This is a genomic window from Vibrio sp. 10N.286.49.C3, assembly GCF_041469545.1.
Classification (GTDB): Bacteria; Pseudomonadota; Gammaproteobacteria; order Enterobacterales; family Vibrionaceae; genus Vibrio; species Vibrio tasmaniensis_A.
The window spans coordinates 25,794-37,969 of record NZ_JBFRKT010000002.1 but is presented as its reverse complement, the minus strand read 5'-3'; the positions used below and the strand labels follow the sequence as shown (position 1 = coordinate 37,969).

Genomic DNA, 12,176 nt, shown 5'->3' with positions numbered 1-12,176 from the left:
GTACCAATCCGCTATTGAGGTCCTGTAGTTTTCGATGTCTAGTAATCCAGATCTAAAAGGTAGCAGTTTTACGCTATCTGTTTTGCACTTATCCGATGATCAAGTCGAAAATGCGGTGTCTTTTCTTCAAGAAAAAGTAAACCAAGCTCCCACTTTTTTCGCTGCTGCGCCTGTTGTTATCAATATTAGCAAAGTCGCGGGTGATATCGATTTTGTGCAACTGAAAGAGGGTATATCTCAAGCGGGCATGATCCCAGTAGGTGTGGCTGGTTGTTCGGATAAACGTATGCAGAACCTAGCGAAAGAAGCTGGTTTTGCAGTGATGACAGCCAGTAAATCGCCTTCTCAAGCTCCAGCGAAGATGGCTCCGATAAAAGTGGTGAGAACGCCTATTCGTTCTGGTCAGCAAGTGTATGCAAAAGATGGCGATCTATTGATCCTCAGCCATGTGAGTGCTGGCGCAGAAGTCATAGCCGATGGCAGCATCCATATCCATGGTACTTTACGCGGTCGTGCGATTGCAGGCGCGAGTGGTCAAACTGAAGCAAAAATAATTTGTAATGATTTACAAGCCGAGCTGGTTTCCATTGCTGGAAATTACTGGCTCAGCGATCAAATTGAAAGCGAGTACTGGCAGAAGAAAACCATGTTCAGTATGGCAAACGATGTATTACACGTTGATGTCCTCGCAATATAAGAGAAATAAAAAGGAAAACAAAATGGCACGCATTATCGTTGTAACGTCAGGTAAAGGCGGGGTAGGCAAAACGACCTCCAGTGCAGCTATTGCCTCAGGCTTAGCTTTAAAAGGGAAGAAAACCGCAGTTATCGACTTTGATATCGGTCTGCGTAACCTAGATTTAATCATGGGTTGTGAGCGTCGTGTTGTGTACGACTTCGTTAACGTTATCAATGGCGAAGCGACACTGAACCAAGCGATGATCAAAGACAAGCGCACAGAGAATCTATTCATTCTTCCGGCTTCTCAAACTCGTGATAAAGATGCACTAACAAAAGATGGTGTTCGTCGTGTATTTGATGAACTAGATGAAATGGGCTTTGATTTCATCATCTGTGATTCTCCTGCAGGTATCGAGCAAGGCGCTCTGATGGCGCTTTACTTTGCTGATGAAGCGATTGTTACGACTAACCCAGAAGTTTCTTCTGTACGCGATTCAGACCGTATTCTCGGTATTCTTGATTCTAAGTCTCGTCGTTCAGAAGATGGCTTAGAACCAGTGAAAACGCACCTTTTACTGACTCGCTACAACCCAGCACGTGTAACTCAAGGTGAGATGCTAAGTGTTGAAGACGTTGAAGAGATTCTTCACATCTCTCTACTGGGTGTCATCCCAGAGAGCCAAGCAGTACTGAACGCATCGAACAAAGGTGTTCCAGTTATTTTTGACGAAGCAACCGATGCAGGTATGGCTTACAATGATACTGTAGAACGACTACTGGGTAGCCAAGTGGACTTCCGTTTCTTAACGGAACAGAAGAAAGGCATCTTCAAAAGACTGTTCGGGGGCTAATTCGCAATGTCATTACTAGAGTTTTTTAGACCACAAAAAAAGACAACCGCAAACCTAGCTAAAGAGCGTTTGCAGATCATTGTTGCCGAGCGACGCAGCCATGACGACCCAGCGCCGTCTTATCTGCCGCAACTAAAAGAAGACATCTTGAAGTGTATTGCGAAGTACGTTGACGTCGATCCATCAATGGTTGATCTGACTTTCGAACACAAAGATGACGACATCTCAGTATTAGAGCTGAACGTCAAACTTCCAGAAGAAGACCGATAAGCAGAGTTCGAGCGGTGCTTATCACGATTCAATAAAAAAGAGAGCCTAGGCTCTCTTTTTTGGTATTTTAACTTGTGTCTAAACGCTATAAAAGATTAAGAATTCTGCATACGCTTTTTCAGTCGCGCTAAGTCTATTTCACTAGAGCGAACGGTCAACTTAATGCACTCGTAATCGTACTCTTCTTTAACCACACTCATGTTTGAGCGAATCTCACCGATGATGCCTTGTCCTGAATAAGGAATCGTGATCTCTTCTTCGATCATGCCTTCTTCAGCAACACCAACGATGTACTTGTGCAGTTTCGTGATATCCAGAGGATCACGAGTCGACGTTAACATCGCATCTGGGAATTCTTCGATCAGCTCTAATTGCTGCTCTTCAGTCAATCTATCGCACTTATTCAGCACTAATAGTTTTTCGCTGCCTTCTACACCCACTTGTGCTAATACGTCGTGTACCACATCAAGTTGTGCGCGGAATGAAACGTCAGAAGCATCAACGACATAAAGTAGCAATGAAGCATCGTGCGCTTCTGCTAGCGTTGAGTGGAACGAAGCAACCAAATCGTGTGGCAATTTCTTGATGAAACCAACGGTATCTGAAACAAGGATACGCGGTTGAGTGATTGGCTGAAGCGCACGAACCGTCGTATCTAGCGTTGCGAACAGTTTATCTTCACCCACCACTTCGGTTGCGGTCATTGCACGCATCATCGAAGATTTACCGGCATTGGTGTAGCCAACTAAAGCAACAGTGAAAAGCTCCGCGCGCCTTGTGCGTCGAGTCTTCATTTCATCTTGTACGCTTACTAGCTCACGCTTAAGCGCAGCAATTTGGTCACGTACGTTACGACGGTCTAGCTCTAGTGAAGTTTCACCTGCGCCCTGACCCATTTGACGCTCTTTATCACCCTCAGCCGTTTCACGAAGTCGTGGCACCAAGTAGTTTAGACGAGCGATATCAACTTGCAGACGAGCAGTACGAGTACGAGCGTGACGGCTGAAGATTTCGATGATGATGCCAGTACGGTCAAATACTTCCACACCCAAACTCGCCTCAACAGTACGCATTTGAGATGGACTTAAATCACAGTCAAATACCACAACATCAGCGGCACCGTATTGGAAATTGCCCGTTGGAAGATCATCAAAATCTAGCTCATCGATTTCAGAATCAAACAAACCCGACTCATCAAGAAAGTCTTCATCTTCAGCTTCTTCAATAGAGCCTTGGTAACCAGTTAGATGTGCAATTTCGGCGAGCTTACCTGCACCCAACACATTCTGTCTTTGAGATGAACTGTGGTGTTGCGATTGCGTACCGACGACTTTAAACCCTAGGGTTGTCACTAAGCGAGCAAGTTCGGCAAGAGACTCTTTTGCTTCGTCACCTTTAAAATCCGGTGTCGTAATAGAAATAAGTAAAGCGTTATTCGCCGCTGGTTTTGCTGTTAGTTTCATGTATTCTTCTGTTTATGCACCAAGGTGCAGCCTAGTTTCTGGTCTAAAGTAGTGTGATCCTACGCGTTTCTACGTCAGCTTTATAGAGCTAAGGGATACTAAATCACGATATTATTGCAGTAGAAGCATATATATCGTTTATCCCTCTGTTTTTATAAGGGATAAAAAGCAAGTATAGACAACGAAAAAGGCAGCATCACGTTACTTATTAGTAGTTGGTGATACTGCCTTTGATTTAGACATGAACTTTGATTGTTAAACTAACTCAGCAACTAGAAGTTAAAAGTCGATTCTCGCTTCAGTCTGAGCATCGAAGAATACCGCCTTTGATAAGTCAAAATGAAGCGGTGCCATTTGCCCAACCGACACTTCAAACTCTGGTGACAAACGACACGCGACTTCTTGGTCGTTCACTTTAACCATTGCGATGGTATCTGGCCCTGTTGGCTCCAACACTTCCAATTGCAGATCTAGCTTTGTAGTTGCCGACACATCATCACCTTCTTGCTCAGTGATGTGTTCTGGACGCAACCCAATCACCAACTCTTTGCCATCTTGGTCACGCATACTCTGAGGCAATCGAATGTGGTGTTCTTGCTCCGCCGTGCCAGTTACTTTGATGATCGGATTCTGATCGTCGTCCAAATCCACCATGGTCTTAATGAAGTTCATTGATGGTGAGCCCATAAAGCCCGCTACGAACATATTGTTTGGCTTGGTATAGATCTCTTGCGGTGTGCCTAACTGCTGCAGTTCACCGTCTTTCATTACTGCGATGCGATCCGCCAGAGTCATCGCTTCGATTTGATCATGGGTTACATAAACAATCGTGGTATTCAGCTTCTGGTGCAGACGTTTAATCTGATGGCGCATCTCAACACGCAGCTTGGCATCCAAGTTAGAAAGCGGCTCATCAAACAGATACAGCTTAGGACGACGAGCTAGAGCGCGTCCCATCGCGACACGTTGACGCTGACCACCAGAAAGTTGCGACGGTTTACGATCAAGCAACTGTTCGATTTGCAGCATTTCTGCCACTCGATTTACTTCAGCATCAATCTCTTGCTGCGGCATCTTACGAATCTTCAAACCGAAAGCGATATTGCCACGCACCGTCATGTTTGGATACAAGGCGTACGACTGGAATACCATCGCGATATCGCGATCTTTAGGTTCAACCTGCGCCACGTCTATGCCATCAATTACAATCTCACCCGAGCTAATATTCTCTAGCCCAGCGATGGTGTTCATCAAGGTGGATTTTCCACACCCCGAAGGGCCGACAAGTATCAAAAATTCCCCCGAATCGATACTAATGTCGATGCCCTTTAACGTTTCGTTGTCCGCGTTGCGATAGGTTTTACGGATCTGTTTTAAATCTAATGTTGCCATGGGTAATTATCCTTTTACTGATCCTGCCGTTAGGCCACGAACAAAATATTTTCCTGCGAAGACGTACACCAACAGCGTTGGCAAGGCGGCGATGATCGCGGCAGCCATGTCGACGTTATATTCTTTAACGCCTGTGCTGGTGTTGACTAGGTTGTTTAATGCCACGGTAATCGGCTGTGTCTCTGAGCCCGAATACACCACCCCGAATAAGAAATCGTTCCAGATTGCGGTGAACTGCCAGATCACTGTCACCATGATGATAGGTGTAGAGATCGGTAATAAGATCTTAAAGAAAATGGTAAAGAAGCCTGCGCCATCCAGTTTTGCTGCTTTGATCAATTCATCAGGAATCGAGATGTAGAAGTTACGGAAAAATAGAGTCGTAAACGCCATGCCGTAGATAACGTGCACAATCACCAAGCCGATAGTTGTGTTTGCTAAACCCATCTTGCCAAGCATGGTTGCCATTGGCAGCAGCACAACTTGGAACGGAATAAAGCAGCCAAACAACAGCAAGCTAAAGAACAGATTTGAACCTCTGAACTGCCACTTGGTTACCACGTAGCCATTGAATGCACCGAGCAATGTTGAGATCGCAACCGCAGGTATCACCATTTGGAATGAGTTCCAAAAGTAACCTTTGATGCCTTCACATTTCACGCCCGTACAAGCGGTGTCCCACGCTTTATACCAAGCATCGAACACCCACTCTTTCGGCAAGCTCATCAAGTTACCCGCCTTGATATCAGGCAAGGTTTTGAATGACGTCAGCGCCATGACGAACAATGGCATTAGGTACACTAAACAGAAGAAAAGCAGTGCTGAATAAATAAAGATTCGAGCAAAATTGATGTTATTCATCATGACTTTTTCTCCCTAAGTTCAGAGTAAAGATAAGGCACGAGAATCGCTAAGATACCAGCAAGCATCATCATGGCACTGGCAGCACCAAGGCCAATTTGTCCGCGAGTAAAGGAGTGTGCGTACATAAATAGCGCAGGAAGATCCGATGAATAACCGGGGCCACCTGCCGTCATTGCGGTCACAAGGTCGAAGCTCTTAATCGCAATGTGAGAAGTAATGATCACCGCACTGAAAACCACAGGGCGCAAGCAAGGCAGAATGATTTTGAGATAGATGGTAGGTAAGCTTGCCCCATCAATTTGAGCTGCTTTGATGATTGAAGAATCGATCCCACGCAGACCTGCTAAGAACATAGCCATCACGAATCCAGAAGACTGCCAAAGTGCCGCGATAACCAAGGTATACACCGACATTTCAGAGTCGACTAGCCAATCAAATTTGAAGTCCGTAAATCCCCAATCTTGCATCAGCTTTTCAATGCCAAGACCCGGATTAAGAATCCATTTCCACGCCGTACCCGTCACAATGAATGACAACGCCATTGGGTAGAGATAGATAGTACGAATCGCCCCTTCTTGACGGATATTCTGGTCAAGTAATACCGCTAAACCAACACCAAGCAAGATAGCAATCGCCATGAACAGAAAACCAAACACACCGAGGTTGGTGATTGAGGTGATCCAGCGATCGTTGTCCATCAGCTTTTCATATTGGGTTAAACCAACGAAGTTAAAGCTCGGCAGAAATCGAGAGTTGGTGAACGACAGCGCTGCCGTCCAAAATATATAGCCGTAGATACACACCACGGTCACTAACGCGGTTGGCGCCAGTACTATTTTAGGTAACCAATGTTGCAACCTGTCAGCAAAACTCGGTTTCGGTGCAGGCTGGCTCCTTGTGGGTTTTGGAGTCGACTCAGTCAAAACATGCTCCATAACTTATCCTTGTTGCACAATCGAGCCAATGGCTTACCTTTCGGCACCACATCAGCATCACGCATATCAGAATTGGGAGTGAAGAGCAGATAGGCTCCCTACGAGCCTACCCACCCTGGGGGTTCGATAAAGCAACACAACCCGTCACTCACGTGCGTTGTGTGTCACTTATCAAGTTAGATTAGATAGCCGCTTTCACTGCTTTTGCTAACTTAGCTGCCGCTTGTTTAGGATCGGCATCTTTCTCGTTGAAGAAGTTGGTCACCACGTCATAAATAGCGCCTTGAGCGTAGCTTGTTGTCGCTAGGCCGTGAGCCATACTCGGGACAAGATCGCCCGATTCAGCACTCGCTTTGAAGGTAGCCATTGAATCCAACGCGCATTGATCAAACTTAGACATGTCCATATCTAGACGTACAGGGATTGAACCTTTGTTGAGGTTGAATACTTCTTGGAAATCTTTGGTAAGAATGGTTTTTGCTAGGTCTTGCTGCGCTTTTTGGTTCTCTTTGTCACTTAACTCAAAGAACGCAAAGCTATCGATATTGAAGGTAAATTGGCCGTCAGTACCCGGTGCTGGTGCACAAATGTAGTCTTTACCTGGCACTTTGCCTGCCGCAGTAAATTCACCTTTCGCCCAGTCACCCATGATTTGCATCGCGGCTTCGCCATTAATAACCATTGAAGTTGCGACGTTCCAATCACGACCTGGAGAGTTGCTGTCGATGTAATCACGCATCTTTTTGAACTTGGTGAACACTTCCACCATTTTGTCGCCAGATAATACGTCCATATCAAGATCAACGAACGCTTTGTTGTAGTCTTCACTGCCTAGTACATCAAGTGCTACGGCTTCGAATACGGTCGCGTCTTGCCAAGGCTGACCACCATGAGCTAACGGAATGAAGCCAGCCGCTTTAATCTTGTCTGCAGCAACAAAGAACTCATCTAATGTCGTTGGAACCGTCACGCCTGATTTTTCTAAAACAACAGGGTTAGCCCAAAGCCAGTTAACACGGTGAACGTTGACAGGAACTGCCACATATTCGCCATCCCACTTCATCACTTTAGTCACTACTTCTGGTAGTAGTTCATCCCATTGTTCTTGTTTAGCAGTCGCATCGAGAGACGTTAGAAAACCTAAACCACCCCACTCCTGGATATCATGACCTTTAATCTGCGCGGCAGATGGAGGGTTGCCCGATACTGCTCGCGTTTTCAAAACAGTCATCGCACTTTCACCGCCGCCACCAGCAACTGCGAAGTCTTTCCAAGTATGGCCTTGTTGTTCAATCATCTCTTTCAGTACGGCAGCGGATTTCGCTTCGCCACCGGCAGTCCACCAGTGAAGCACTTCCACTTCACCAGCTTGAGAAAATGTTGAGGCAGCAAGAAGAGATAGAGTAAGTAGGGTTTTATTGATTTTCATTATTATCTTCCATGTTTAGCGGACTCGACGTCCGGTTCATTAAAGAGTCTACTTATTCTGACTGATAAGATTGAAACAAAAGGTAACCCCAATGTAACAGGATTGTTACATTACACTTCTAGACCTGTTGGGATATAGACTTTGACTTCCAAGCCACCTTGAGAGGAGTTGCGAATAATGAGATCTCCACCGTGTCCGTGCAGGATGTTTCGGCAGATCCCGAGGCCAAGTCCGTGTCCTTGATCGTCCGTTGCTAGCCTAAAATAGGGTTCAAAAACCATCTCTAACTTGTCTTCAGGAATGCCATTCCCACGGTCTTGAATAGTCACGACAACCCAAAGCTCATCACCACTAACTTCCACGACAGCTGATGAACCATACTTAACCGCGTTGTCAATTAAGTTGGTCAGTACACGCTTAATCGCCAGTGGTTTCGCGACCAGAGGCTCAATGACGACCGGCTCGAACTCAACTTTTGTCTGATACTGATTATGAGATTCAATCACAGAAAGTACCATTTCGTTGAGGTCAATAATGGCATTATTCTCGTGTAGATCGGTGTCTCTTACCGCTTGCAAAGCACCTTTAACCATCATCTCAAGCTCATCGAGATCTTTATTAAATTTGTCTTTCTTTACTTCACTCTCCAACAACTCTGCACGCAATCTAAGACGTGTGATTGGTGTCTTTAAGTCATGGGAGATCGCAGAGAAAAGGTGCTCTCGGTCGGCCACATAGCGACGAATTCGTTGCTGCATGCGATTAAAGGCTCGAGTGGCAGTGACCAGTTCCGTTGCCCCTTCTTCGTTAAGCGGAGGCTGCTGAATATCCATGCTCATCTCATTAGCCGCTCTTGCTAACTTTTTAAGAGGACGTACTTGACGACGAATCATTAAATAAGTCAAAACCAATAGAATGAGTGTCGAGGAAACTAAGAAAATTACTTGCTCACGACCGAGAATCGTATCGTCGAGTTTCACATATGGCGCAGGCAACAACGCAGCGATATATACCCATTCGTGGCTGGTTAATTCTATTTGAACAACCAGAATTGGCGGATTAAGAGGCTCTAACGTTAAAGTATGATGTGCCCACGATCGCGGGAGATCGCTTAAGTAGATGTCGTTTTTAAGCAAGCGAAGGTGTTCAGGTCGAGAAAAATCAACCCGCACTGACGCCACTTTATTGAGTTTGCTACTCAAAACACTTTCTATCGCCTCAATTGAGGCGGTTTTTAGTCGGGTATCCGGGATCGGTTCGACAATCAAGGCCTCTTTATTGAAAGAAACAAAGAAACGCGTACCGCCCATATTGCGGATTTGATCCAACACGATATGACGATATTTAACGGATAGAGATTGGAAAAAAGTCACCGTTGAAGCAAACATGTTCGCCATGCTCGACGAGGCAGAACGAATTCCTTCCAGCTCTTTGTGTTTTGATTCGCTATACCATATAGACGTTGCGATGCCTTGAGCAATCACAACGGCTAACAACGTCAGCAACAATGTTCTTGCGACCAAAGAGTTTGGTTTTAATCGACTCAACCAGTTCATAGGAAATACTTCATTGGCAAGGTGTTCATTAACAGCACTTGATTATCAATGTTCATACTGAACCGGCACAGCAAGAATGTAGCCATTACCGCGCATGGTTTTGATGTAGTGAGGGTATTTACCACTGTCACCCAGTCGGCTTCTCAGGCGACTAAGCTGTACATCAATACCACGTTCAAAAGGCAGCGCTTCACGGCCTCTGGTAGCGAAAGAGATGGTGTCACGGTCGAGAACTTCGTTAGGGCGAGTTAAGAACAGCATCAACAAAGAAAAGTCACTGCCCGATAAGTCCATCTCTTCTGAGCTTTCATTGTGATAGATTCGATGCGCGAGCGTATCGAGCGTCCAATCACCAAAAATAATCTGCTTTGGCAGTGCATCACTTGGCTTGTCGTCCACCACTTGAACACGGCGTAATAGCGCTTTGATTCGAGCCATTAACTGACGAGGGCTAAACGGCTTCGCGATGTAATCATCTGCACCAATTTCTAAGCCGATAATCTGATCGGTTTCATCCGATACCGCTGTCAGCATAATGATAGGCACATTGGATTGTTTTCGGACTCGCTGACACAAGGTAAAACCGTCGTCACCGGGTAGCATCACATCAAGCAGAATCAGGTCTGGATAACCATTGTTTTGCAGATGAGTTTCGAGTTCAACACCATCTCCCACCGAAGAAACATCGAAACCCGATTTTGTGAGGTACTCTTCCAGAAGCTCGCAGATTTCTTGATCATCATCCACCACGAGAATTCGAGTATTTGTTGGCATCGCCCAAACCTATTAAATTTACAACTTATTCACATAGTGTATAGGCTGGCCGATTATTTGATTATTGACATGTTTGTAAAGTTAGACGAACAAACAGATAAAGATCACATCTTAGTGACCTCTACCTGTACTTAGCGACTCAAAGAATCATAGGAGATTAAGAGGAACAGCTGATTTCCATTGCTTTGCCCCACTCAGGCGGCAAGGCAGCAAGATGTTCGTAGTCAGGATGTTCCGCATAAGGGTCTGCCAGCACCACCATTAGTGCATCAATATCGCTGCTATCACCGCGCTCAGCTTTATCTATCGCAAGCTGGGCTAGGTAATTTCTGAGGATGTATTTAGGGTTCACCTGTCTCATCTTTTCACAGCGCTCTGTCACTGAACTGTCTTCTAATTCGCAGCGTTGCAAGTAGTTATCCACCCATAGCTTTGCGGCCTCGCGGTCGATAACCAAATCAATCACGTCTTGCGGCAGCAATGTATCTAGGTTCGACAACGTTCTAAAGAATCTTGGGTAGTCGACTTTGTTTTGCGACATCAACTCAAACATAGATTCAAACAAACGGCTGTCACCTTCTTGTTTCGAAAGCAATCCTAACTTACGGCGCATCAGCTGACTGAAATAACCGTTCATTTGTGGCTCGTACTGTTCTAACGCGGCCTCTAGATCGGCTTTATCCACCAGCGGCGAAAGCGAGTGAGCCAGTGCCGACAAATTCCATAATCCAATTCTAGGCTGCTGATTAAAGGCATAACGACCTTGATAGTCGGAGTGATTACAGATCAAGCGAGGGTCATATTCATCTAAGAAGGCGAACGGGCCATAATCAAAGGTTTGCCCTATGATCGACATGTTATCGGTGTTCATCACCCCATGAGCAAAACCATTCGCTTGCCACAGCGCGACCATTTCCGCAGTGCGATCAACAATCTGATTAAACATAGCAGCATAGGATTTCTCTTCATCGAGGCATTTCGGGAAGTGCCATTCGATGACTTTATCGGCCAATAATTTATGTTCTGCCAACTGATTGGTATAAAACAGATGTTCAAAGTGACCGAAACGGATGTGTGACTCAGCAGCACGCACCAGCAATGCGCCCCACTCTTGTTTCTCTCGATAAACGGGTGTGTCGCTGGTCATCATCGCCAATGCGCGAGTTGTGGGAATATTAAGCCCCGCCATCGCTTCGCTACATAGATACTCACGAACCGTTGATCGAATAACAGCACGACCATCGCCCATACGAGAATAGGGAGTTTTACCCGCACCTTTAAGGTGTAAGTCGAACGTTTCACCACTTTTCGCGACAACTTGAGCTAATAACAGCCCTCTTCCATCACCTAAATCAGGGTTATAAGAGCCAAACTGGTGGCCTGCGTATTTCATTGCTACTGGCGAGAATGGCTCAGGTTCAACATTGCCTGATAACGTCTCAAGCAACTCCTCGGAAGTGCATTCAAATGACGGAAAGCCTAGTTCGTTCGCAAGGTTATGGTTCCATGCGAGCCATTGGACATTGTTTAACGGTGTAGGTTGAATTGGGGTATAGAACAGTCGAGGTAATGCCATAAATCGATTGTTAAATGAAATAGAATCCCAGACAGACATGAGAGATACACTGTAGATAAAAGATAACTTAAGATTATCACAGTTTGATAACAACTTCAGATCAGGTTATGCAGTGAGTCTATTGAGATAAAGGGGTTAATGAGACAAAGAGATTATTCAGAGAAAAAGGTTACTGAGAGGAAGGTACAGCTAAGAAAAGGTTAAGTGGCTAGCCTGATGAGAAGAGCCACATTTACGAGTGTAAGAGTTCTAACTTTGAAGACTTTTTGAAAAGTATATTCATAATAAAACTGAAAATATAGAGCCATGAAGCTGACTACATTAGAGCAAGAATACCCAGAAGAGAAAGGGTAGAGAAAATCCAAGTACGACTGATTACGCCAAA

Annotated in this window: 11 protein-coding genes; 3 read left to right on the top strand and 8 right to left on the bottom strand. The window is 45.3% G+C overall.

The window, feature by feature from the left end; all coding sequences use genetic code 11:
* Positions 1-34: 34 nt before the first annotated feature.
* Genes minC through minE form a run of 3 tightly spaced genes read left to right on the top strand, consistent with a single transcriptional unit; the run spans position 35 to position 1,802 of the window.
* A complete protein-coding gene (gene minC, locus AB4180_RS00500) occupies positions 35-697 on the top strand; it encodes a septum site-determining protein MinC (RefSeq protein ID WP_009848497.1) in 663 nt (220 codons plus the stop codon).
* Positions 698-719: 22 nt separating this feature from the next.
* A complete protein-coding gene (gene minD / locus AB4180_RS00495) occupies positions 720-1,532 on the top strand; it encodes a septum site-determining protein MinD (protein ID WP_009848498.1) in 813 nt (270 codons plus the stop codon).
* A 6-nt stretch (positions 1,533-1,538) separates the two neighbouring features.
* Entirely contained in the window at positions 1,539-1,802 is a 264-nt protein-coding gene (gene minE / locus AB4180_RS00490) for a cell division topological specificity factor MinE (protein WP_009848499.1), read from the top strand.
* A 95-nt stretch (positions 1,803-1,897) separates the two neighbouring features.
* On the opposite strand, the gene hflX is transcribed toward minE, so the two are convergent.
* The 8 genes from hflX to AB4180_RS00450 all read right to left on the bottom strand — a co-directional run bounded on the left by hflX (position 1,898) and on the right by AB4180_RS00450 (position 11,830).
* Positions 1,898-3,265 (bottom strand): GTPase HflX, encoded by a 1,368-nt coding sequence (gene hflX / locus AB4180_RS00485; protein ID WP_012603471.1) that lies wholly within the window; start codon positions 3,263-3,265, stop codon positions 1,898-1,900.
* A gap of 279 nt (positions 3,266-3,544) precedes the next feature.
* A complete protein-coding gene (locus AB4180_RS00480) occupies positions 3,545-4,657 on the bottom strand; it encodes an ABC transporter ATP-binding protein (RefSeq protein ID WP_009848501.1) in 1,113 nt (370 codons plus the stop codon).
* Positions 4,658-4,663: 6 nt separating this feature from the next.
* Positions 4,664-5,521 (bottom strand): carbohydrate ABC transporter permease, encoded by an 858-nt coding sequence (locus AB4180_RS00475; RefSeq protein WP_009848502.1) that lies wholly within the window; start codon positions 5,519-5,521, stop codon positions 4,664-4,666.
* Positions 5,518-6,456, bottom strand: a complete 939-nt coding sequence (locus AB4180_RS00470) for a carbohydrate ABC transporter permease (protein WP_009848503.1) — start codon at positions 6,454-6,456, stop codon at positions 5,518-5,520. The genes AB4180_RS00475 and AB4180_RS00470 overlap by 4 nt, the downstream gene beginning before the upstream one ends.
* A gap of 181 nt (positions 6,457-6,637) precedes the next feature.
* Complete coding sequence (locus tag AB4180_RS00465; RefSeq protein ID WP_012603467.1) at positions 6,638-7,885, bottom strand: ABC transporter substrate-binding protein; 1,248 nt, start codon at positions 7,883-7,885, stop codon at positions 6,638-6,640.
* A 110-nt stretch (positions 7,886-7,995) separates the two neighbouring features.
* The gene (locus tag AB4180_RS00460) at positions 7,996-9,441 is read right to left on the bottom strand and encodes an ATP-binding protein (protein ID WP_102249266.1); all 1,446 of its coding nucleotides are present in this window, start codon (positions 9,439-9,441) and stop codon (positions 7,996-7,998) included.
* Positions 9,442-9,486: 45 nt separating this feature from the next.
* Positions 9,487-10,215 carry a response regulator gene (locus tag AB4180_RS00455; RefSeq protein WP_017099187.1) on the bottom strand — a complete coding sequence of 243 codons (729 nt, stop codon included), beginning with the start codon at positions 10,213-10,215 and terminating at the stop codon, positions 9,487-9,489.
* A 157-nt stretch (positions 10,216-10,372) separates the two neighbouring features.
* Positions 10,373-11,830 carry a protein adenylyltransferase SelO gene (locus AB4180_RS00450; protein ID WP_102249265.1) on the bottom strand — a complete coding sequence of 486 codons (1,458 nt, stop codon included), beginning with the start codon at positions 11,828-11,830 and terminating at the stop codon, positions 10,373-10,375.
* Positions 11,831-12,176: the final 346 nt, after the last annotated feature.